The following is a 22,027-nucleotide window of genomic DNA, read 5'->3' on the forward strand; positions in this document are numbered from 1 at the left end:
GGCGGGCCGATGCCTGCTCAGGCGGGCAGGTGTGGGAGGCGGTCGGGCCTGGAGCGGCCGGCCTGACGGCGGTTCTGGCTCAACCGGATCACCGCCCCGGCGTCGTGCAGCGGCGCCGCGAGGGTGCCCGGTCGGCCGCCCGAGCCGCGCTGCATCGCCGCGAGCAGGGTGCCGGACGGCATCGGTCGGGCGAAGAGATGTCCCTGGCCGGCGACGCAGCCCAACTCCCAGAGGGCCCGCCGCTGCGGTTCGCTCTCCACCCCCTCGGCCACCACGTCCAGGTCGAGGCTGCGGCCCAGGTCGAGGGTGGAACGGATGACGGCGGCGGCCTCCGCCGAACTCTCCATCGTCGTCACGAAGCTCCGGTCGATCTTCAGCTCGTGTACCGGGATCCGGGAGAGCAGTGAGAGGGAGGAGTAGCCGGTGCCGAAGTCGTCCAACGCCAACCGGACTCCCTCGTCGCGTAGTCGGCTGAGCACCCGGTCGACCACGTCGAGTTGGCTGAGGGTCAGGGTCTCGGTCAGCTCCAGGACCAGTCGGTCCGGTGGTAGGTCGTGGGCGCGGAGGCGGGCCAGCACCGAGCCGGGGAACCGCGCGTCGAGCAGGCTGCGCGGGGACACGTTGACCGCGACCGGCACGTCGAAGCCGGCGTCGCGCCACGTCACCGCCGCGATCAACGCCTGGTCGAGGATCGCCTCGGCGAAGGCCGGTAGCAGGCCCGAACGTTCCACCGCCTCCAGGAACCGCAGCGGGTCGATCATGCCGTGGGTGGGGTGGTGCCAGCGGGCCAGCGCCTCCGCGCTGGTCACCTCACCGGTGCCCAGGTCGACGATCGGTTGGAAGTTGACGACGAACTCGTGGTCGGCGACCGCGCGCGGCAGGTCACCGCCGAGGGTGAGGCGGCCCAGGTCGGCGGTGTCCCGGGTCGGGGCGTACGTGGAGATCCGTTGCCCGGCCCGCTTCGCCTGGTACATGGCCACGTCGGCGCGGCGCAGCAGCTCGGCCATGCCGCCGTTGGACGGGGCGCCGGAGATCCCGCCGCTGGCTTCGACGCTGATTCGCATGCCATCGAGTTCGAACGGCTCGTGCAGGGCGGCGAGCAGTGTCTCGGCCCGGTGCGCGGCCACCGCCGGGGCCGGCAGGCCGCGCAGGAGTACGGCGAACTCGTCGCCGCCGAGGCGGGCCACCAGGTCGGTCGCCTGGGCAGCGCCCCGCAACCGGTCGGCCACCTGCACCAGCACCTGGTCGCCGGCGGCATGCCCGAGGGTGTCGTTGACCTCTTTGAAGTGATTGAGGTCGATCAGTACCAGTGCGGTCACCCCGTCGGCGTGCCGGGTGCTCAACTGCTCGGTGCCCTCGTCGAGGAGGTGTCGGCGGTTGGCCAGCCCGGTCAGCGCGTCGTGCGAGGCCGCGTACGCGTGCTCGTCGGCGACCCGGGCCAGCTCGGCGTACGCCTGGGCGTTGCGGACGGCGGTGCAGAGCGCGGAGGCGAAGGTGCGCAGGGTGTACTGCTCCCGCTCGGAGAGCTGCACCGGGCCGCGGAAGCGCAGTCGAAGCATGCCGACGTCGACGGTCCGGTCGTGTCCTTCCAGCGGCGCGGGGACGATCGTGCCGTCCACGTCGGTGGGCGTGCCGGTCGGCCCGTCGAAGGTGATGCCGCCGGTGCCACCGCGCACGGTGCGGTCGCCGTCGCGCAGCTCAATCTCGACCTCGTCGGCGGAGAACAACTCGGCGGCCTGGGTGACGGCGGTGGTGAGGACGTTGTCCAGGTCGACCACGTTGAGCGCGTCGGTGGTGCGGGCCAACCGTTGCCACGCCTGCTGCTCGGTGCGGCCTCGAATGCGTGCGGAGTAGGCCAGGTGCAGGCTCAGGACCAGGGGCGGGACGGCGAGCAGCAGCCGGGGGTCCATTTGGAGGGTGAGCAGGGTCAGGGCCGCCACCACGAACCGGACCGCGTAACCGGCCAGGCGGAGATCAAGGTTGCTGCGGAACTGAGTCGAGATCTTGGTGCGGGAAGCGAGCGCGATCACGGGGATCGCCAGCAACTCGTCGAGAACGGCAGCGGCGAGGTACGCGACCGACAGGATCCCCACCAGCTGGGGGGCCTGCATGGCGGGCCAGGTCCAACCGAGCAGCGCGAAGGTAATGCCCGCCCCGGCCGCGACGAGGATGTTCTTGCCGACGCCGAAGGCCAGCTTGATCGGTGGTAGACGGGCCGAGGCGATGGTGATCCCGATGCAGGTGCAGAGCACCACCCAGGGAACGGGAGCAATGGCAGCCGCAAGGACGATCGCCGCCTCGCTCCAACTGATCAGGTGCACCGTGGACCGGACACGTACGCGCGCCTTGACAAACGCACCCAAGGCGATCATGGCGGTCAGCGTTACCAGGGTTGCTCCGTCGGGTGTCGGAGCCTTGGCCGCGGGGAAGGTCAGTCTCAGGGAGGCGAGCGCAACGATCGTGGCCGCAACGACGAGGAGACCGACGATCAGCCGTAGCCGTCGATCGGTCCCGTCATCGCGTCGTTGTGAAGAGGCCACGCAACTCCTGGATTACCTCGCCTGTCGTGCTGTAACCATATCGCCGAGCGATGCAGAAGTCCTGCATCGATGTCAGCCCCACTCGTTTCCGCGCATTTCACCCACCCTCTCCTTCGTGTGGTTGTCGGACTCTCTTGCCGCCGACTCTCTACGAATGGAGCTTAAATGGGGTTGGCCCTAGTTAGGGACGATAAATGTCGTTATCCTCAACATTAGTTAATCCTGTGCGCATAAGTGACATTCTGTTGGCGTTCCGGTGCGGAGAGCGCTGGGATGCTCGCCTGCTGCAGCCGATCCGTTGCGGAATGTCGCGGGGCCGTGCCGAGTGATTAGACCGCGTCCTCAGTGTGGGTGCTGGGATGCCCCAACTCATCCGCCGATTCGGTCAACCGCTCACCAGCTTGGCTCAGGAGTTTCGGGGGTCGACTGCGGCTTTCGCTCCTTCTTTCCGTGATGCGGCAGGAGTTGAGAACGCTGAGGCAACAGATGGTTCTTGCAATGTTCGCATTGCACTCACGGTCCCGTCACACTCGACCACCCGGGAGCGTCGGCCATGGCTGCTTGATTGGCGTCGGGCGTTGCATCGGGTGCCCGTAAGCTTCGGTGCGTGATCAGCTGAATACCCCGCTGGAGCAGGGGGACGGGTGGAGATTCAACTTCTGGGCGGCCTCTCGGTGCAACTGCTCGCTCGCAAGCTGCACCTGGGTACACCTAAACAACAGGCTGTCTTCGCGATGCTCGCGATCCAACCGGGACAACTGGTGACGGTCGACGACCTGGTCGACGAGCTGTGGCCAGACGGCCCGCCGCGCTCGGCGGTGGCGAACGTACGGACCTACGCCGCCAATCTGCGCCGCACCTTCGAGTCTTTCGAGTCTGGTCAAGGTGTCATCGTCAGGCAGCAGAGCGGCTATCGGCTCACCCTGGGGCCGGAAGCCATTGATGTGTTTCGTTTCGAGAGGGAGTTCGCTGCGGGCCGGGAAGCCCTGATAGCCGGCCAGATGGACCGCGCCCTGCAACGGTTGGGATCCGCCGTGGCGCGCTGGCAGGGGCCGATGCTCGCCGGCATGTCGCTCGGGCCCGTGCTCGGCGCACGTGTGGTGGGCGCTGAGGAGGAGCGGCTGCTGGCCGTGGAACTCCTTGCCGACGCGCAGCTCAGGGCGGGACGGAGCGACCTGGCGATCCCCCTGTTACGGGAAATCATCGCCCGTCACCCCCTGCGGGAACCGGCGTACGCCCTCCTCGCTCGGGCGCTGCACGAGCGAGGCGACCACGCGGGCGCGCTCGTCACCTACGACGAGGTTCGGACGAGGCTGATGGCTGAACTCGGTGTCCCTCCGGGTTCCGACCTCCAGGCTCTCTACCGCACGATCGTTTCGGCGGTGCCATCCCAGCGACCGCCGAAGCACGCCGCATCCGGTCCGGCTGGCCAGAGCGCCCGCCTTGTCTCGAACGCAGCTCCCCCAGGCGGTGTTCTTCTCTCTGAAAGAGCACCTTGGCCCGACCCGGTGGATCACCTCCCCCGAGCAGTCACCGACTTCGTGGGCAGAGAGGATGTGGTGTCGCGGCTGCTGGCGGAGACCCGACGGGTCGAGGAGCGGGTGCCGGCCGTCCACATCATCGACGGCATGGCGGGCAGCGGCAAAACGGCCCTCGCCGTCCACCTCGCCCGTCGGCTGTTTGATCGATACCCGGACGCCGCGTTGTTCATCGACCTGTGCGGGCACGGTGACAAGAACCGGATCGAGCCGGCGAGTGCTTTGTTCACTCTGCTCCGACAGCTTGGGATGCCGGCCAACCGGGTTCCGGTGGAGTTCGACGACAGAGTGAAGTTGTGGCGACAGGAACTGGCCCGCCGGCGGTCGGTGGTGGTGCTCGACAACGCCGCGAGCAGCGAGCAGATCATGCCCCTGCTGCCGGCCGAGCCGACCGCCGTCGTGCTGGTGACCTCCCGGCGGCAGCTGTCCCACCCGGATGTCGGGCCCTCGCGGACGCTGCCGCTCCTGAACCCTCGGGAGAGCGTGGATCTCCTCAGCCTGAGCGTCGGTCGGGACAGGGTTGAAGCCGAGCCGGAGGCGGCCGCCGAGGTGGTGCGCCGCTGCGGTTACCTCCCTCTGGCGATTCGGTTGGCCGGTGCCAGGCTGGCGCATCGGCGGGGCTGGCGGTTGGCGGACCTGGCCGGGCAGATGGCCGGCGACGCTCCGGTGCTGCACCATCTGGCTCAGGAGGAGAGCACTGTCAGCGGGGCCTTCGCCGCTTCCTACGAGCCGCTTCCACCTTCGACCAAGCGGGTCTTCCGATTCCTGGGTCTCTACCCCGGCAGCCGCTTCGGCGCGCCGGCAGTCGCCGCACTGACTGGGCTGACGATCGCGCAAGCTCGCGCGGCGCTCGACGACCTCGTCGACCGAAACCTGGTGGAGGACCTGGACTCCACCAGGTTCCGACTGCACGACCTCATACGGCAGTACTCCATCGAACTGTGCTCGGGTACCGACTCCGCGAGCGACCGAAAGGCTGGGCTGGCTCACCTGTTCGACTTCACTCTGGAGGTGGCACTGAGGGTCGCCAAGACGCTGGAGTTAAACGACCTGGGATCTCGCGTCACACATCTCCCGTTCGGGCGACCCGAGCTGATCGACGCGATCGGAGAGCCCACCGCCGACTGGTTGGAGATGGAACGGACGGACCTGGTGACGATGGTGAGGTCAGCGCTCGACGAGGGTTTCCACGAGCACTCCTGGCGACTGGCCCGTGCCCTCTGGCGATTCTGTTACATCCGCGGATACTTCGAGGACATCATCACGACTCATCGGCACGCGCTTACCGCGGCGGAAGCGTCCGGGGACGTCGATGCAACGGCATTGATGAACAACTACCTCGCTTCCGGCTACGTCCGAACCGGTGACAACCGGGCAGCGTTGCACCATCTGACCCGTGCGGTCGCCCTCGCCGGAGACTCGCGGGACATGTTGAACGCCGCCCGGTACCGCGCCAATCTTGCCGCCGTCTACTGGTGGAGCGGCAATCTGACCGAAGCGGTGACAGTCGGTCTGGAGTGCCTGCGCGACTACAAGGGGTACGGCAACGTCAGGGTGCCCATGGTGCTGCCGAATCTCGGCATAGCGTTGACCTCCCTGGGCCGCTACGAGGAGGCGTTGCGGATGCACCGCCTGCACCTGGCGTGGGCCCGGACGAACTCCGACGAGTTCCACACGCTCAACGCGCTCAGCCACATTGGCGCCGTACGCCTCCGGATGGGCGACCTTCCGCAGGCGATTCGCATTCTTCTGGCCTCGTTGGCCCTACGCGATCGCACCGGCCACCGGTACGCCGAGGCTGAGGTACGCAACGACCTCGGGATCGCCTATCGCGGCCTGGGTCGTCTGGTGGAGGCCCAGCGGGAACACGAGCTGGCCCGGAAGCTGTCGATCGGTTCAGGGGAGCGGCACGTCGAGGCGGCCGCGCTGAACGAACTCGGGCGCACCCTGCTGGCGCAGGGGCGGGGTGACGAGGCGTTCGAGGTGCACCAGGAGGCGTTGCGGTTGGCTACGCGGATCGCGCACCCACACGAGCAGGGTCGGGCCTTGGCCGGGCTGGCCGAACACTTCGTCCGCACGGACCCGGCCGAGGCCCGACGGCACTGGGAGCGGGCGTTGGCGATCTTCCGACGGATGGGCGTGCCGGAGCGCTTCGAGGCCGAGCGTCGCCTCGCCGAGTTAATCGACGCGGCCCTGGTCGCAGAGCGCTGACCAGGTCTGAACGCCGCTTATCGATTTCTTATCGGCCGGCCCCGTACCTTACCGGCCGTATCGGCGAACGGGGGAGGTTCTGCGCCTGGGCAGAACCGGGTCGTCGACACGCGCCCGCTGCTGGGTCCCCCCAGCGACCTCGGCGGCGGGTCGGTAAGGAAGGAGCGGCGTCGGGGCCGTTGCGCCGTCAGCACCCGGCGCGGTCGTCAGCGTGACGCCGCTCCTTCCGATCGCCGTCGTAGGGCACCGATAGGCTCACGACCGTGACCGAACCCGCGCAGCTCAGCCACGTCGATCGCGCCGGCGCGGCCCGCATGGTCGACGTCTCCGCCAAGGCGGTGACGGGGCGGCTGGCCGTCGCGGCCGGCCGTTTGCGGACCACACCCGAGGTCATCGACCTGCTGCATCGCGACGGGCTGCCCAAGGGTGACGCGTTGGCCGTCGGGCGGCTGGCCGGGATCATGGGGGCCAAGCGCACTCCGGATCTGATCCCGCTCTGCCACCCGATCGCCCTGCACGGCGTCACCGTCGACCTGCGGCTGACCGCCGACACCGTGGAGATCACGGCCACTGCCCGCACGGCGGACCGGACGGGGGTGGAGATGGAGGCACTGACGGCGGTTGCTGTCGCCGGTCTCGCCCTGGTCGACATGGTCAAGGGGGTCGACCCGGCGGCCTCGGTGGAGGCGGTCCGGGTGCTGCGCAAGGAGGGCGGCAAGACCGGCGAGTGGGTTCGTCCGGAGGACCGGCCGTGATCCGGGCTCGGGTGATCGTCGCTTCCAATCGGGCCGCGGCCGGTGTCTACGCCGACACCAGTGGGCCGCTGCTCGTCGCCGGCCTGCGCGAGCTCGGCTGCCAGGTCGACGACCCGGTGGTGGTGCCCGACGGTGAGCCGGTCGGCGACGCCTTGCGGGCCGCCCGCGCCGACGGTGTCGACGTGGTGCTGACCAGCGGTGGCACCGGAGTGACCCCGACGGATCGGACCCCGGACGTGACCCGCGGCCTGCTGGATTACGAGATCCCCGGCATCGCCGAGGCGATCCGCGCGCACAGTCGTGAGCGGGTGCCGACGTCGGTGCTGTCCCGGGGCCTGGCCGGGGTCGCCGGGCGGATGCTGGTGGTCAACCTGCCCGGCTCGACCGGCGGCGCCCGGGACGGCCTGGCCGTTCTCGGGCCGATCCTCGGACACACCGTCGACCAGCTTCGCGGCGGGGACCACTGACCGCTTCGCGGCGGGGACCATCTGCCGGTGCGCGCCAGGCCCGGGCGGGTGTCGGTCCGTGCCGATAGGCTCGGTCGGTGAGCACGGAAACCGCACCCACCGCGGATCGGGTCACCGCACCCCCACCAGCCGGGTGGGAGGAAGCGCGTTCGCGGGTCTACGCGGTCGGTCTGGCCGCCGCGCTGCCCGCCGCCGCCCGACCACTTGTCGACACCGACGGGTCGACCCTGGCCGAGCCGTTGACCACCCGCACCGACCTGCCGGCATTCCCCACCTCCAGCGTGGATGGCTGGGCGGTGCGCGGTCGTGGGCCGTGGCGCGTCGTCGGCCGGGTCCTGGCCGGCAGCACCCCCGCGCCGCTCACCGAGGACGGCACGACCGTCGAGATCGCGACCGGTGCGATGGTGCCCGAGGGTGCCACCGCCGTGCTGCGCGTGGAAGAGTCGACAACTGCTGACGGCCTGGTCAGCGGCGTTCCCCGGGAGGCGCCCGAGTGGCGGGAACCCGGCGAGGAGGCGTACGCCGATGAGGAGTTGTTGCCAGCCGGCACGCCGGTCGACCCAGCGGTGATCGGCCTGGCGGCCGCCTGCGGGCACGACACGCTGCGGGTCCGGCGGGCGCCGCGCGCCGCGCTGCTGGTCTTCGGCGACGAGCTGCTGACGGCGGGTCCGCCCGCGGCCGGTCGCGTCCGCGACGCGTTGGGGCCCGCGGTGCCGGCGTGGCTGCGGCGGTACGGCTGTCAGGTTCGCCCATCCGACGTGGTCGGCCCGGTGGCCGACACGCTGCCCGCGCACGTGGCGGCCCTGCGCTCGGCGCTGGCCAACGTCGATCTGGTCTGCACCACCGGCGGCACGATGAACGGCCCGGTCGACCACCTGCACCCGACCCTGGAGGCGCTCGGCGCCGACTACGTGGTCAACACGGTAGCGGTCCGCCCGGGCTTTCCGATGCTGCTGGCGCGGCTGACCGGCCCTGACGGGCGAGCCCGGTTCGTGGCCGGGCTGCCGGGCAACCCGCAGTCCGCCATCGTCGCGTTGGTGTCGTTGGTCGCCCCGCTGCTCGCCGGCCTCCAGGGCCGGTCGATGCCGGTGCTGCCGCAGGTCACGTTGGCCGAGGCAGTGCCCGGTCGCGGTGACCACACCCATCTGGCACTGGTCCGACTGGACCGTGCCGCCGGCGTAGCGTCCCCGGTCCGCCACGTCGGCTCGGCGATGCTGCGCGGCCTGGCCGGCGCGGACGGGTTCGCGGTCATCCGACCCGGCACCAGCGGCGAGCCGGGCGACCGGGTGCCGATCGTGCCACTGCCGTTGTTTCCCGGGGAGCGTGCGTCGTGACCGCACCAGCGATCACCTTCGGCGAGGTCACCGACCAGCCGCTCGACCTGGCCACGCACGAGGCGGCGGTCGCCGACCGCCGGGCCGGTGCCGTGGTGTCCTTCCAGGGTGTGGTCCGCGACCACGACCACGGCCGTCAGGTCACCAGCCTGGAGTACGAGGGGCACCCGAGCGCCGCGCAGGTGCTCCGCGAGGTGGCCGCCGAGATCGCCGCGGAGCCCGACGTCTACGCGGTGGCCGTCTCGCACCGGGTCGGCCCCCTGGCGATCGGTGACGTGGCGCTGGTCGCCGCGGTGAGCACCGCGCACCGGGCGGCGGCCTTCGCGGCCTGCGCCCGGCTGGTCGACGAGGTCAAGGCGCGGCTGCCCATCTGGAAGCGGCAGGTCTTCACCGACGGCACCGAGGAATGGGTCAACTGCCCCTGACCGGTCAGCGGTGGCCGTTGACCATCACGGACCTGGCGGGCCGGTCGCCGTAGAACGCCGGTTCCGCACCCGGGCGCCAGGGCAGCGCGGCCACCAGCACGATCAGCGCGAGCGCGAGCGAGTTCTCCATCAGTGCTCCGAACAGGCCGTCCTGGTAGTGCGACATCTCCGGCAGTTGGTGCTCGTACGGCCAGATCGGAGAGATCAGGAAGAGCAGGTAGAGCCCGATCGCGGCGACGCCGTGGCGGAGCCCGGTCAGCGTCGGGTACCAGATCGGCGGGCGGAGCCCGTTGACCCCGGGTAGCCCGCCGAATGCCGGCCCCTGGCCGGTGCGCTGCGGCATCCCCCGGCTCGCCTCGCGGCGACGCACGGCGGCGTCGGCCAGTACGATGATCGCCGGGATCACCCAGACCAGGTGGTGCGTCCAGGAGATCGGGCTGATCACGTTCGCGGTGAGACCGACCAGCGTGAAGGCGGTCAGCTCGTCACCGTCGGCGCGGGAACTGGCCGCCCGGGACAAGCCCAGCGCCAGGACCAGCACCGAGAAGGCGAGCCACAGCAGCCCCGGGGTCTCGATCGAGTCGTACAGCCGGGCGAGCAGACCGGCGAGGGACTGGTTGGGCGTCATGTCCGCTGCGCCGACCCGTTCGGTCTGCCACAGCACACTGCCGAAGTAGGTCCGCGACTCGTCACCGACGATCGCGAAGGTCCCCACCGTCACGCCGATCGTGGTGCCGATGGCGGTGGCCGCCACCCGCCACTGACGGGTGATCAGCAGGTAGGCGATGAACAGCGCCGGGGTGAGCTTGACCGCGGTGGCGAGGCCGATTCCGGCCCCGGCCCAGGCCCCGCCGTAGATGAAGCGCAGCAGCGGGCCGTCGGTGGCGGCGTAGTGGGTGCCCCGGCGGGACCGCCAGCGAAGGCCGATCAGGTCAGCCATGATCAGGGCGAACAGCAGGATGTTGACCTGGCCGTAGCCGAGTGTCTCCCGGGCTGGCTCGATGGCGACCGCGAGCGGCACCGCGACGGCCACCGTGAACCACAGTGGCCACCCCAGCCGGTCCACGATGGGTCGGAGCAGCCCGGCCAGCACCAGCGCCAGCGCGGCGATGCTGGCGGCGGCGTTGACCATGCCCGCCGCGCCGATCGGCAGCTGCGCCATCGGCAGCATGACCAACCCGGCGAAGGGTGGGTAGGTGAACCCCAGTGTGGTTCCGGGCGCGATGAACTCGTAGAGCTCGTGACCGCTCGCCCACCACACCACGGCACCGTGGTAGATCTTCATGTCGAAGAAGTTGTACGGTCGCCCGAAGGTGCCGATGGCGAGCCATGCGGCATAGGCGACGGCCGCCACGATGGCGCCCCGTACGACGTTCCTGCGATCGATCCCGCGCGTCACGCGGTCGATCCCGCGCGTCACACGTTGGATTGGGGCGAGGCGGTCCGCCCGTCTACCGACAGCCGTCGGCATGGCGTGGCCACCCCCGTACCAAGGTCGTCCTACCCGTCCAGGTCCTGCACGGAGCCTAGAACGGCGCCTCACGTCAGTGCCTCCCGCGTTATGCGACCGTGTCCGATCCCACACATGTTTTTGACATTTCCACCGCGTTAACGCCTACCGGGTGGTTCAGGTAATTCGTGGCCTTAGCGGGGGGTGGGGGTGAGACCGAGACGGATCGACGCAGGTCAGCCGGGGAGTCGACGTGCGGTGGACGCGGAGCGGACGGCGATTCGGGCCTCGCGTCGGGCGGTCCGGACGGCGCGTTGCATGGAACGTCGAGAGTGACCGATGCGATGACCCGTCCGCCACCGTAGACCCGGCTTGCCGCCGGTGTCCGCTGCGGCGAGCAGTAGACCGCCGAGGAGCCCGAGGTTCTTCAGGACGTGAATCTGGTTGTTGTTCTTGGCGATCGGGTCGTCGTTGTTCCAGAAGGGATGCCCGGCGATGGTCACCGGCACCAGCGTACCGGCGAGGACCAGCGCGGCGGGTCGACTGAACCGGCCGGTTGCCAGCATCAGCCCGGCGCTGACCTGCACGGCCGCGTTGAGCCGGATCAAGGTCTCGGTCTCGGTGGGGAAGCTCGGGTGTGCCTTCTTCAGCACGGGCGCGACCCTGTCGGTCACCGGTTTGGCGGCCACCGCGAGCCGGCCGGGGTTGCGGAGGTTGCGATACCCGCTGACCACAAAGATGCCGCTCAGCATGGCGCGGGCGAGGGAGCGTACGGGCGTCATGGATCAGTCATACCCCGTCGCGGCGTTTGCTACCCCGGCAACCGCAGGATCGGATTGGTGTTCGTTCACGTACGCCACGCCGAATCGAGCGACCGTCACGGATGGGCGGGCGCTGACGGGTAACGTCGCGCGGGTGACCACGCTGCGGCTACGCCCCGAGGACCCGGCCGACGCCGGCCCGGTCCGCCGCGTGCTGGCCGCCGCCTTCGCCCGCCCGGACGTGGCGACGCCGCCGGAGGTCAGCCTGGTCGACGAACTGCGCGACACCACCGCCTGGGTGCCGGAGCTGGCCATGGTCGCCGAGTACGGGGGTGAGGTCGTCGGTTACGCGCTGCTCACCCGGGTGCGGTTGCGGCCGGAGCGGGGCTCGGACATGCCCGTCCTGGCACTCGGCCCGGTGGCGGTCGCGCCGCACCGACAGCGAGTCGGGCACGGCACGGCGGTCGTGCAGGCCGCCCTGGACGCCTCGACCGAGCTGGGCGAGCGGCTCGTCGTCGTCCTCGGTGCCCCGGCTTTCTACCGCCGGTTCGGGTTCGGCCCGGCGAGTGAGCTGGGCCTGACCGGCCCGTGGACCGGCCTCGGTGAGCCCTGGCAGGCGCTGGTGCTGCCGCCGTCCACCAGCGAGGAGGGCCCCCCGCCTCGCGGTGAGGTGCTCTTTCCGGCGCCCTGGTCGAAGGTCTGACCGGCCCGACGCGGTGGGTGGTGGTCAGGCCGGTTGGGTCCGCAGGTACCGGCCGAAGTGCGGGACCGTGAAGGCGACTGTGCCCCGCTCACCGGAGTAGATCAGCCCCTTCTTGATCAGCGCGTCCCGGGCTGGGGACAGGCTGGCCGGCTTGCGGCCGAGGGCACGGGCGATCTCCGCGGTGGGCACCGCGGCGTCCATGTCGTCGCGGACCACCGCGCCGGTCTCGCCCTCGACCGCTGACATCATGGCCATCGCCCGCATGTACTCGCGTTCGGCGGGAGTGGCCCGTTCGAAGCGGGAACCGAAGAAGCCGACCGCCAACTCGGCCTCCGCCTCGGGCGCGGCGACCCGCACATCGGCGGCGGTGATCGGCGAACGCGGCGCGTGATCCCAGGTCGCCTTCCCGTACGCCTGGACGAAGTAGGGATAGCCGCCGGACTTTTCGTAGAGCAGGTCGAGGGCCTTCTGCTCGTATTCGACCTCCTCGCGCTCGGCGGGCGCGCAGAGCGCCCGATCGGCGGCGATCCGGTCGAGCCGGTCGATGCGTTGATAGCGGAACAACCGTTCGGAGTACGACTTGGCGGCGCTGAGCACGGCCGGCAGGTGCGGAAGGCCGGCACCGACGACGATCAGCGGCGCACCGAGCTGGGACAGCTCGTGGCAGGCGGCGCAGAGCGCCGACACGTCCTCCGGACCGAGATCCTGCATCTCGTCGATGAAGATGGCGATTCCGGTGCCGACATCGCTGGCCACGGCTGCGGCGTCACTGAACAGCTCGACCAGGTCGATCTCGATGTCGCCGGAGTCGGCCCGACCGCTGGCGGCCGGCACGTCGATGCCGGGCTGCCACCGGTCGCGCAGCTTGGTGGCGGCACCGGCCCGGCCGGTCGGGGTGGACCGCTGGGCGAACGCCTTGAGGACGCCGAGGAACGCGTCGATCCGGTCCGGCGCGCGGTGGCGGGGGGCCAGCTCCCGGACCGCCATGTGCAGCGCGGCGGCGACCGGTCGGCGCAATGACTGGTCCGGTCGAGCCTCGATCTTGCCGCTGCCCCAGAGCCGGTTGATGGCCTGTGACCGGAGGGTGTTGAGCAGAACCGTCTTGCCGACACCACGCAGCCCGGTGAGCATCAGGCTGCGCTCGGGTCGGCCCCGGGCGATGCGCTCGAGCACGATGTCGAAGACGTCCAGCTCCCGCCCCCGCCCGGCAAGTTCGGGCGGACGCTGGCCGGCGCCCGGCGCGTACGGGTTGCGGACCGGATCCACGCATCGCAGATTATCGGGCCATCTAGCTGCGAGGCTAGACATGGATAGATGGGGCTACCGGCGTGTCGAGACCGTCGACCACAAACTAGGGCTGTCTAGCGTGGACGCTAGACAGCCCTAGTTTTGCCAATCGGGGTACCGGGCCCCCGGATCGGGCTACCGCTTCTTCAGGCAGAGCACGTAGTCGAACAGGTCGACCGAGTTGTCGTGCACGTAGTTCGCGGTCGCCTGCGGCGCGAGCGTCTCGCACCGGTCGCCGTCGGTGGTCGCCGGAATCCGTAGCAGCACCTGGTAGGTGTTCGGGCCGCACGGCACCTTGCGGAGCTCCGCGTCGTCCTCACTGCCGTCGTTCACCACGCAGTCACCCCTCGCGAACTCCTCGTCCGGGGTCGGCGCGGCCGACGTCGGGGCGTCGCTGGGCAGAGCGGGCGGTGCGACCGGGGCGCTCGTCGACGGGGTACGCGCCGCGTCACTGCCAGCGTCGGCGACCTTCCAGACCGCCCAACCGGCCAGGCCGAGGCACGGACAGAGCACGAGCAGCACCACCACCGTGATGATGAGAGCGACGTTGCGGCCGGTCTTCTTCACCGGCGCGGCGGGCGGCATCCCGTAGCCGCCGGGCGGCTGCTGACCCCATGGCGCGGGTGGCTGACCCGGTATCCCGGCCGGCTGACCGGGCGTCGGGCCGGCCGGCGGGAACGGGCCGGGTGGTGGGAACGGCCCGGACGGCGGTGGCGGGCCGGCCGGTGGGTAACCCGGCCCCGACATGGGCGGCGTCGGGCCGGCCGGCGGGTACGGCCCGGGCGGTGGGTATCCCGGGCCCGAGGTGGGCGGCGGCGCCCACATGGGTGTGGTCGGCGGCTCCGGATTGGTGGATGGCGGCGCCCACATGGGTGCCGTCGGTGGCTCCGCGCCGGTCGACGGCGGACCCCACTGCGCACGGGTCGGGTCCTCCGCGGCTGACGGTTTGCTCCACTGGGGCAGGGTCGGGTCGACCGGTGGTGAGCTGTCAGGCCCGGCGGGCGGTCGCTGATCTGGGTCGTCCGGCTGATCGGAACCCGCAGGTCCGTAGGTCGTCATGTCATCCCCGGGGGTGGGTGGTCTCAGCGTTGCTTGAGGCAGAGGACGAAGTCGAGAGTGTCCAGCTCACTGTCGAAGAAATACCAGTTGGTGTAGCCCTCGACCTTGGCGCACTTGGCCTCGGCGTCGCGCTCGCCGCTGGTCGGGCCGTCGATCCGGCTCAGCACCTGGTACGACTTCGCGGTACAGCCGCTGATCAGCAGCTTCGGCTTGCCGCCGGCGGTGCCGTCGTTGCGGACGCACTGGCCGACCTTCGCGAACCGCGGATCAGCCGACGACTCCGGCGCGGCCGCGCTCGGCGCGGGCTCGACCGCGTCCGCGCTGGGCTCACCGGCAACGGCCGAGCTGCTCGGCGCGGCTGCCGGCGCCGGGTCGCTCTGCCCACGGCGGACCCAGAACGCGCCGGCGACGGCCACCACCAGCAGCACGACGGCCAGTACCGCGATCAGTGGCCCTCGACCGCGCCGCCCCGGTGCCGGATCCCCGCCGTGCGGGTCGTCGGGCCGGTACGGCGGCTGCCCGCCGTACGTCGGGGTCGGCTGGTACGAGCCGCCGTAGGGCGCGCGGGGCTCGTGGCCGTACGGCGTGTCCGTTCCACCGCCGTAGGGCGCGCCGGGCGCCGCACCGTAGGGCGCGGCGGGTGGGCCGTCGTACGGCCCGGGTCGTCCCTGGGGTGTGGGCGGGTACGACGGGACCGCCGGCGGGTAGGGCGTCGGCGCGGGCGGGTAGGGCTGCTGCACCGGGTGACCCGGCGTCTCGTCGGGTCTCTGCCCACGCCACGGCCCCGGGTGGCCGCCTCCCGGTTGTCCGTAGTTCGTCATGCCGCCCTCCTGCACGAGTGGTGAGAGGCCGGCCACCAAAGCGCGACGCGGACTCCGAGGTCACCGTAGCGTGGTCGACTGATGAGCTCACCTTCACCGAGCGCCACGGTCCTCGGCGACCGTCGCGCCAGCACCACCCCGACCCTGATCTGGACCGCGTTGATCGTGGTCTACCTGCTCTGGGGGTCGACCTATCTGGCCATCCGGATCACCGTGGAGACGCTGCCTCCGCTGCTGTCGGCCGCGCTCCGGTTCGCCGTGGCCGGTCTGATCCTGGCGGTCGTGCTGCGCCTGCGTCGAGGCCCCGGCGCGCTGCGGGTGGACCGACGGCAACTCGGCTCGGCCGCGTTGGTCGGGGTGCTCCTGCTCGCCGGTGGCAACGGCCTGGTGGTGCTCGCCGAATCGGGGCCGCCGGGTGTGGCGGTGCCGTCCGGGATCGCCGCGCTGCTGGTGGCCACGGTGCCGCTGCTGGTGGTGCTGTTGCGCTCGGCCACCGGGGACCGGCCGCCGGTCTGGACGTTCGCCGGGGTCACCCTGGGCTTCGTCGGCCTCATCCTGCTGGTGCTGCCCGGCGGTGGTTCGGCCGCGGTGCCGCTGCTCGGGGCGTTGACCGTGGTGGCGGCGGCCACCTCCTGGTCGGTGGGGTCGTTCCTGTCCGGACGGATCCGGATGCCCGCCGACCCCTTCGTGGCCACGGTGTACGAGATGCTGGCCGGCGCGCTGGTGCTGGTCGTCGTCGCCGCCGGTCGGGGCGAACTGGCCGACTTCCACCCGGCGGCGGTCAGCACCCGGTCCTGGTTGGCGCTGGGCTACCTCATGGTGGCCGGCTCGCTGGTGGCCTTCACCGCGTACGTCTGGCTGCTGCACAACGCGCCGATCTCGCTGGTGTCGACGTACGCCTACGTGAATCCGGCGGTCGCGGTGGCGCTCGGCGCTTTGCTGGTGGCCGAGCCGATCACTGCGCAGGTGCTGCTCGGCGGCGCCGTCATCGTCGCCGGGGTCGCCCTGGTGGTGACCACCGAACGGCCGCGTCGGGCGGGCACGGGATCACGATCGGGGGCCACGCTGGCGCGCGACCGCCAGTAACGTCCGGCCCATGTCGGCCGCCGCGCTGGTGTCGACCGCGCTGCTCGGCGCGTTGGTCGGTCTCGTCGTACCCCTGGTGTCGCGGCGCTTCGCCACGGCGGACGCCCGGCCATGGGCGTTTCCGGGGCCGCAGCCGGTCCGGCGGCCCTGGGTCGACCCGATGGTGGCGGCCAGCGTCTTTGTCGGCCTTGCCGTCGCCGTGGGTGACGACCCGGCGCTGCCGGTCTTCCTCGCGGTCGCGGCGGTCGGTCTGGTGCTGGCGCGGGTCGATCTGGCCTGCCTGCGGCTGCCCGACCCGTTGGTCCTCGTCGCCGGGATGCTGGCCCTCGGGGGTCTGACCGCTGTGGCGTTGCTGTCCGGCACTCCCGGCCGGCTGCCCGGCGCGCTGGGTGGTGCGGCGGTCGCGGGCGTGGCGCACGTGCTGCTGGCCCTGCTGCCCGGCTCACGACTGGGCTTCGGGGACGTGAAACTCGCCGCCGTCCTCGGCCTGCCGCTCGGCTGGTTGGGCCGGGATGCCCTGCTCACCGGGCTGCTCCTGCCACACCTGCTGCACGGCGGCCTGGTGCTCGGTCTCCTTGCTGCCCGAAAGGTGCACCGGAACACCCTGCTGCCCCTCGGCCCGGCCCTGCTCACCGGCGCCTGGCTCGCCGCCCTCCTCGCCTAACCCGCCCCGCCCACCCCCGCTCCTCGCCCACGACTTTGTCGATCTTGCAGTTTCTGCACCGACATAAGGTGCATGCCCCGCACAACGACGACCGAAAGTGCAAGATCGGCGGGCGCGGGCGCGGGCGCGGGCGCGGGCGCGGGCGCGGGGCCCGCGGGGTGCGGGGTGGGTTAGATCAGGCGGAGTTGGCGGTCCTTGGGGCGGCGGGGTTCGGCTTCGCCGAAGCGTTCGAAGAGGCCGGGGTCGATGGTGCCGAGGAACGGCGAGGGGGCGCAGTCGCGCTCGGTACCGTGCCGGGTGCGCCGGGCGGCGTGACTGACGTACAGCCGGTCCTGGGCCCGGGTCAGGCCGACGAAGAAGAGCCGGCGCTCCTCGGCCACGGCGTCCTCGTCGGGCGTCGAGCCCGGCCAGCGCAGCGGCAGCAGCCCGTCCTCGACGCCGACCAGGAAGACCACCGGAAACTCCAGGCCCTTCGCGGCGTGCAGCGTGAGCAGCGTGACCGCCTCGGCGCGCGGGTCGAGCGCGTCCACCTCCGCGCCGGTGGCCAACTGCGACAGGAAGGTCTCCAGGTCGTCGCCGCAGCGTCGGGCCAACGGGGTCAGCAGGTCCACGGCCGAGCGGACGTCCTCGGGGCGGACCGCGCTGGCCGCGCCGTCCAGGGTGGGCACGGCGAACCGCTCGGCGACCACCTGGCCGGCCAGCCGTACCCGGGCGGCCAGTGAGCCGGCCAGACCGTCGGCGTGCCGCAGCTCGCGGGCGATGGCCGCCACCCCGGGCCGATCCCGCAGCCGGTCGTGGGAACGCTTCTGCACGGGGATGTTGGCCCGGGTCAGGGCGTCCACGATCGGGGCGGCCTGCGCGTCGGTGCGGTACAGCACGGCGATGTCGGAGAACGACAGCGAGGTGGACCGGCCGTCGATGCGGCCCGAGTCCAGCGAGCGGTGCGACAGGCCGCCGACCAGGTCGTCGACGGTACGCACCACAAAGTCGGCCTCCTCGACCACGGACGCCGCCGGGTAGCGCCCGACCAGCGGGGCCTCCGGGTCGAGCCGGGCCGGGTCCAGTCGTCGACCTCGGACCAGCGAGGACGGTGCGATGGCCTGCACGGCGGCGGCCAGGATCGGAGCCGACGAGCGGTAGTTGCGGTTGAGCCGGACCAGTCGGGCGTCGGTGAAGTCCTCGGAGAAGCGCAGGAAGTAGCCGACGTCGGCACCTCGGAACGAGTAGATCGCCTGGTCCGGGTCGCCGATCGCGCAGAGGTTGCCGTCGGCGGGGCTGAGCAGCCGAAGCAGCTCGTACTGCACCTCGTCGACGTCCTGGTACTCGTCCACGAAGATCCACCGCCAGCGGTCCCGGTACCGCTCGACCAACTTCCGGTCGGCCCGCAGCAGCTCCACCGGCAGGCTCACCAGCTCGTCCAGGTCGACCAGGTCCTGCTTACGCAGCAGTGAGGTGTAGGCGACGCTGTCGTCGCCGGCCTCGGTGCGGGCGGCGGCCCGCTCGGCGTCGTCGGCGATCCGAAAGTCGGCCGGGAGGCCCGCCGCGTCCGCGTTCTCCCGCAGGATGGTCAACCCCAGCGCGTGGAACGTGCCCACGGTGACGTCCTCGGCGACCGGGCCGAGCAGGCCGTCGAGGCGGTGCCGCAACTCCTCGGCGGCCCGGCGGGTGAACGTGATCGCGAGACAGTGCTCGGGAAAGACGTTCAGCTCCGCGCAGAGGTACGCGATCCGGTGGGTGAGCGTCCTGGTCTTGCCGGTGCCCGGGCCGGCCACGATGAGCAGCGGGCCGCCGGGGGCGGAGGCGGCCACCCGCTGCATGGCGTCCAGTCGGTCCAGCAGGCCGGTGCCGACCTCCTCCATACCGGAGAGCATCGGCTCGAACGGCTCGTGCGGGGACGGCGGCGACGCGATCGGCGGCGCGGGCGTCGGGGCCGGCTTCCGCTTCGGCTCCACCTTCGCCGCCGCCGGGCGCTTGGCCGCGACTCGGGGAGCCGGCTCCGTGGGCCGTCGCTGCGCCGGCACCGGTACGTCGAACAGGGTCTCCTGCGCGCCCAGCTCGGCCGGGTCGAAGAGCGTGATCACGCCGTACTCGCCGTCGTAACCGGGCACCCGGCGGACGTCGCCGCGCCGCAGTCGCCCGATGCCCTCCGCGAGCAGCTCACCGCCGGCCTGCGCGATGTCGGTCAGCGGCGTCGTGGTCAGGATCTCCAGCTCGGGGCCGAGTGCGGCCAGCAGCTCGTTGAGCCGCCCCTCGACCTTCTTCGACCGGGCACCCACCTTGTTGATCTCGCCGAGGATCTCGGCCAGCGGCACCAGGTGGGTGACGTCCCGGGCGTGTGCCGGCCGGTGCCCGTCCGGGCGGTCGGCCAGCTCCTCGATCCGGCTGAGGACACCCACGGTGAGGGGTTTGCCGCACTCGGGGCAGCGCCCGTCGGCGGCCCGGGTGCGCTCCGGAGACCAGTTGACCCCGCACAGTCGGTGCCCGTCCGCGTGGTACTTGCCCTCCTCCGGGAAGAACTCGATGGTGCCGGCCAGGCCGTCACCGGTACGCAGCGCCTCCCGAACGGCGAAGTAGTCCCGTTCGGCGGTCAGTACGGTCGCCTCCCGGCCGAGCGCCGGCGGCGAGTGCGCGTCCGAGTTGGACACCAGCTGGTAGCCGTCCAGGCTGCCGACCCGCCAGTTCATCGCCGGGTCGGAGGAGAGCCCGGTCTCCACGGCGAAGATGTGCTCGGCCAGGTCGGCGTAGCAGTCCGCGATCGCGTCGAAGCCGGACTTCGAGCCCAGCGCGGAGAACCAGGGCGTCCAGATGTGCGCCGGCACCAGGTAGCCGTCCGGGCTGGCCTCCAGGGTGATCTCCAGCAGGTCGCGGGAGTCCAGTCCGAGAATCGGCCGGCCGTCGGAGCCGAGGTTGCCGATCCGGCCGAGCGCGGTGTTGAACCGGGCCACCGCGTCCAGATCCGGCAGGTAGATCAGGTGGTGCACCTTGCGGGTCCGGTCGTCCCGCTTGTAGATGGTGGAGATCTCCACGCTCAGCATGAAGCGGACCGGGTCCGCCTCCGCCGTCCCGGCGAGCCGGGGTGGGAGCCGACGGGCGATGTCCCGTTCCGCCTCCGGGTCGAGCCGGTAGAGCCCCGGTTCGGCCGGGCGCAGCGTCTCCCGCAGGTGGTCGTACCAGGCGGGGTGGGTGAAGTCGCCGGTGCCGAGCAGGCCGATGCCCTTACGCCGGGCCCACCACGCGAGGTTCGGCAGGGTGAGGTCACGGCTGCACGCGCGCGAGTACTTCGAGTGGATGTGCAGGTCCGCGACGAATGGCGGTAGGCCACCGGGGGGTACGGCGCTGAACGGGGGCACGCCGCATCCTGTCACGCCCGCCGCGCCGGCCACCCGCCGCCACGCGCGGACGTGACCTCCGCTATGCCGAGCGCAGCTCGACCAGACTGATCTGCGGCTCCGCGCCGACCCGGACCGGCGGCCCCCAGAAACCGGCGCCGTTGGTCACGTAGACCTTGGTGCCGTCGACCTCGCCGAGCCCGCTGACCACGGGCTGCTCCAGCTTGACGGCCAGGTTGAACGGCACCATCTGCCCGCCGTGGGTGTGCCCGGACAGTTGCAGGTCGACGCCGTAGCGGGCCGCCTCCTTGGCCGCCAGGGGCTGGTGCGCGAGCAGGACCACGGGACGGCTCGGGTCGCGGTCGCCGAGAGCAGCGGCGAAGTCCGGCCCGGCGGCGAGGCCGGTGCCCACCGCGGTGAGGTCGTTCACGCCGGCCAGGTCGAGCACACCGCCCCGGGCCTGGATCTCCTGCCGCCGGTTCTGCAGCACCCGCAGACCGAGCCGGTCGACCTCCTGGACCCACTCCTCCACGCCGGAGTAGTACTCGTGGTTGCCGGTGACGAAGAAGCTGCCGTAGCGGGAGCGCAGGTCGCGCAGCGGCGCGGCGGCCGGGCCGAGCTCGGCCACGGACCCGTCGACCAGGTCACCGACGACCGCGACGATGTCCGCGTCGAGCCGGTTGATCGCGGCGACGATCCGCTCGGTGTGCGCCCGCCCGCGCAGCGGGCCGAGGTGGATGTCGGAGACGGTGGCGATGCGCAGGCCGTCCATGCTGCGGGGGAGTTTGGCCAGCGGGATCCGCACCCGGTCGAGCTGGGGCGGGCCGAGCGCCGTGCGGATGCCGTACCCGGTGACGCCGGTGGCGGTGAGGCCGGCGAAGATGGCTGCCCCACGGGCCAGCAGCAACCGACGGGACGGGTCGTGGTCCGGTGCCGCGACGGCGCCGGCGGCCGGCGGCTCGGTCGGCCCGGCGGCACCGACCAGCACCGGCTCGGGCGCGGCGGTGGTGGGCTCCGCGGCAACCACCCGGCGACGCAGCACCAGTCGGGTGACCAGCATCGGGACTTCCAGCACGACCAGTACGACCAGCAGGTAGAACATCAGCGCGAGCCACAGGTAGCCCGGCCAGGCGAGCCAGTAGAGCCCGGCCTGCGTCCCGGCGAGGGTGACCGGCACGAGCAGGGCCAGCACCAGGGCGGCGATCCCGCCGATCCGTCGCCAGCGGCCCGGCGTGGTGGTGTCCCGGACGAGCCGCTTCCACAGGTAGAGGTGGATGAGACCGGTGACCAGCGCCAGGACAGCCACGAACCCCAGAACAGCCATCATGTGTGCGCCTCCCTCAGCCGCCCGCGAACGGGGGCAGGACATCGATCGTGGCCCCGGCCGGCAGGGGTGCCCGACGATCATGACAGGTGACGCCGTTCACGAGGAAACTCGCCACCCGCAGCACCGCGGCGAGTCGGTCGCCGTGGCGCCGGGTCAACTCGGCCGTGAGGTCGTCGAGTGACCGCCCGCCGGGAATGGCCTCCTCGGCGCGGCCGGCGGCGGCGCGGGCACCGGCGAAGTAGCGGACGGTCAGCGGTGTCCCCGGCATGC

16 protein-coding genes and 1 pseudogene are annotated in these 22,027 nt (G+C 71.6%); 8 read left to right on the plus strand and 9 right to left on the minus strand.

Going from position 1 to position 22,027, the window contains the following annotated elements:
• Positions 1 to 17: 17 nt before the first annotated feature.
• Positions 18 to 2,540, minus strand: coding sequence for a putative bifunctional diguanylate cyclase/phosphodiesterase (locus AC5L30_RS21985; protein ID WP_494869501.1), 2,523 nt, complete (start codon positions 2,538 to 2,540; stop codon positions 18 to 20).
• 644 nt (positions 2,541 to 3,184) lie between these two features.
• Here AC5L30_RS21985 and AC5L30_RS21990 point away from each other — a divergent pair.
• The 5 genes from AC5L30_RS21990 to AC5L30_RS22010 all read left to right on the plus strand — a co-directional run bounded on the left by AC5L30_RS21990 (position 3,185) and on the right by AC5L30_RS22010 (position 9,270).
• The gene (locus AC5L30_RS21990) at positions 3,185 to 6,289 is read left to right on the plus strand and encodes an AfsR/SARP family transcriptional regulator (RefSeq protein WP_494869502.1); all 3,105 of its coding nucleotides are present in this window, start codon (positions 3,185 to 3,187) and stop codon (positions 6,287 to 6,289) included.
• A gap of 263 nt (positions 6,290 to 6,552) precedes the next feature.
• On the plus strand, positions 6,553 to 7,044 hold the full coding sequence (gene moaC, locus AC5L30_RS21995) for a cyclic pyranopterin monophosphate synthase MoaC (protein ID WP_494869503.1): 492 nt from the start codon (positions 6,553 to 6,555) through the stop codon (positions 7,042 to 7,044).
• Entirely contained in the window at positions 7,041 to 7,511 is a 471-nt protein-coding gene (locus AC5L30_RS22000; protein WP_494869504.1) for a MogA/MoaB family molybdenum cofactor biosynthesis protein, read from the plus strand. Before moaC ends, AC5L30_RS22000 begins: the two co-directional genes overlap by 4 nt.
• A 77-nt stretch (positions 7,512 to 7,588) precedes the next feature.
• A complete protein-coding gene (locus AC5L30_RS22005) occupies positions 7,589 to 8,845 on the plus strand; it encodes a molybdopterin molybdotransferase MoeA (protein WP_494869505.1) in 1,257 nt (418 codons plus the stop codon).
• Positions 8,842 to 9,270 (plus strand): molybdenum cofactor biosynthesis protein MoaE, encoded by a 429-nt coding sequence (locus AC5L30_RS22010; RefSeq protein ID WP_130405760.1) that lies wholly within the window; start codon positions 8,842 to 8,844, stop codon positions 9,268 to 9,270. The genes AC5L30_RS22005 and AC5L30_RS22010 overlap by 4 nt, the downstream gene beginning before the upstream one ends.
• A gap of 4 nt (positions 9,271 to 9,274) precedes the next feature.
• Here the strand turns inward: AC5L30_RS22010 and AC5L30_RS22015 are convergent, their stop codons facing one another.
• Both AC5L30_RS22015 and AC5L30_RS22020 read right to left on the minus strand, forming a co-directional pair.
• Positions 9,275 to 10,741, minus strand: coding sequence for a glycosyltransferase 87 family protein (locus tag AC5L30_RS22015; protein WP_494869507.1), 1,467 nt, complete (start codon positions 10,739 to 10,741; stop codon positions 9,275 to 9,277).
• Between the two features lie 215 nt (positions 10,742 to 10,956).
• Positions 10,957 to 11,502, minus strand: a complete 546-nt coding sequence (locus tag AC5L30_RS22020; RefSeq protein WP_494869509.1) for a DoxX family protein — start codon at positions 11,500 to 11,502, stop codon at positions 10,957 to 10,959.
• Positions 11,503 to 11,635: 133 nt separating this feature from the next.
• Here AC5L30_RS22020 and AC5L30_RS22025 point away from each other — a divergent pair, with 133 nt between their 5' ends.
• Positions 11,636 to 12,184 carry a GNAT family N-acetyltransferase gene (locus AC5L30_RS22025; protein WP_494869511.1) on the plus strand — a complete coding sequence of 183 codons (549 nt, stop codon included), beginning with the start codon at positions 11,636 to 11,638 and terminating at the stop codon, positions 12,182 to 12,184.
• Positions 12,185 to 12,208: 24 nt separating this feature from the next.
• Here the strand turns inward: AC5L30_RS22025 and AC5L30_RS22030 are convergent, their stop codons facing one another.
• The 3 genes and pseudogenes from AC5L30_RS22030 to AC5L30_RS22040 form a co-directional block, all read right to left on the minus strand.
• Complete coding sequence (locus tag AC5L30_RS22030; protein ID WP_494869512.1) at positions 12,209 to 13,450, minus strand: DUF8462 domain-containing protein; 1,242 nt, start codon at positions 13,448 to 13,450, stop codon at positions 12,209 to 12,211.
• A gap of 156 nt (positions 13,451 to 13,606) precedes the next feature.
• Positions 13,607 to 14,056, minus strand: coding sequence for an LppU/SCO3897 family protein (locus tag AC5L30_RS22035; protein WP_494869680.1), 450 nt, complete (start codon positions 14,054 to 14,056; stop codon positions 13,607 to 13,609).
• A 497-nt stretch (positions 14,057 to 14,553) separates the two neighbouring features.
• Positions 14,554 to 15,048, minus strand: a pseudogene (locus AC5L30_RS22040) (LppU/SCO3897 family protein); the annotation flags it as partial.
• A gap of 384 nt (positions 15,049 to 15,432) precedes the next feature.
• Here AC5L30_RS22040 and AC5L30_RS22045 point away from each other — a divergent pair.
• Both AC5L30_RS22045 and AC5L30_RS22050 read left to right on the plus strand, forming a co-directional pair.
• The gene (locus tag AC5L30_RS22045; RefSeq protein WP_494869513.1) at positions 15,433 to 16,437 is read left to right on the plus strand and encodes an EamA family transporter; all 1,005 of its coding nucleotides are present in this window, start codon (positions 15,433 to 15,435) and stop codon (positions 16,435 to 16,437) included.
• A 10-nt stretch (positions 16,438 to 16,447) separates the two neighbouring features.
• Entirely contained in the window at positions 16,448 to 17,101 is a 654-nt protein-coding gene (locus tag AC5L30_RS22050) for a prepilin peptidase (protein ID WP_494869515.1), read from the plus strand.
• Between the two features lie 170 nt (positions 17,102 to 17,271).
• Here the strand turns inward: AC5L30_RS22050 and AC5L30_RS22055 are convergent, their stop codons facing one another.
• The 3 genes from AC5L30_RS22055 to AC5L30_RS22065 form a co-directional block, all read right to left on the minus strand.
• Positions 17,272 to 20,451, minus strand: a complete 3,180-nt coding sequence (locus tag AC5L30_RS22055; protein WP_494869516.1) for a UvrD-helicase domain-containing protein — start codon at positions 20,449 to 20,451, stop codon at positions 17,272 to 17,274.
• 61 nt (positions 20,452 to 20,512) lie between these two features.
• Complete coding sequence (locus AC5L30_RS22060) at positions 20,513 to 21,757, minus strand: metallophosphoesterase (RefSeq protein WP_494869517.1); 1,245 nt, start codon at positions 21,755 to 21,757, stop codon at positions 20,513 to 20,515.
• 13 nt (positions 21,758 to 21,770) lie between these two features.
• On the minus strand, positions 21,771 to 22,025 hold the full coding sequence (locus tag AC5L30_RS22065; protein WP_494869682.1) for a MoaD/ThiS family protein: 255 nt from the start codon (positions 22,023 to 22,025) through the stop codon (positions 21,771 to 21,773).
• Between the last annotated feature and the right edge of the window lie 2 nt (positions 22,026 to 22,027).

The sequence above is a fragment of the Micromonospora sp. BQ32 genome (genome assembly GCF_059358895.1).

Excerpts from the sequence above, each read along its gene's own strand:
- AC5L30_RS22015 (WP_494869507.1), bottom strand. The coding sequence starts at position 10,741 with ATGCCGACGGCTGTCGGTAGACGGGCGGACCGCCTCGCCCCAATCCAA.
- AC5L30_RS22020 (WP_494869509.1), bottom strand. The coding sequence starts at position 11,502 with ATGACGCCCGTACGCTCCCTCGCCCGCGCCATGCTGAGCGGCATCTTT.
- AC5L30_RS22035 (WP_494869680.1), bottom strand. The coding sequence starts at position 14,056 with ATGCCGCCCGCCGCGCCGGTGAAGAAGACCGGCCGCAACGTCGCTCTC.
- AC5L30_RS22045 (WP_494869513.1), top strand. The coding sequence starts at position 15,433 with ATGAGCTCACCTTCACCGAGCGCCACGGTCCTCGGCGACCGTCGCGCC.
- AC5L30_RS22050 (WP_494869515.1), top strand. The coding sequence starts at position 16,448 with ATGTCGGCCGCCGCGCTGGTGTCGACCGCGCTGCTCGGCGCGTTGGTC.
- AC5L30_RS22060 (WP_494869517.1), bottom strand. The coding sequence starts at position 21,757 with ATGATGGCTGTTCTGGGGTTCGTGGCTGTCCTGGCGCTGGTCACCGGT.
- AC5L30_RS22065 (WP_494869682.1), bottom strand. The coding sequence starts at position 22,025 with ATGCCGGGGACACCGCTGACCGTCCGCTACTTCGCCGGTGCCCGCGCC.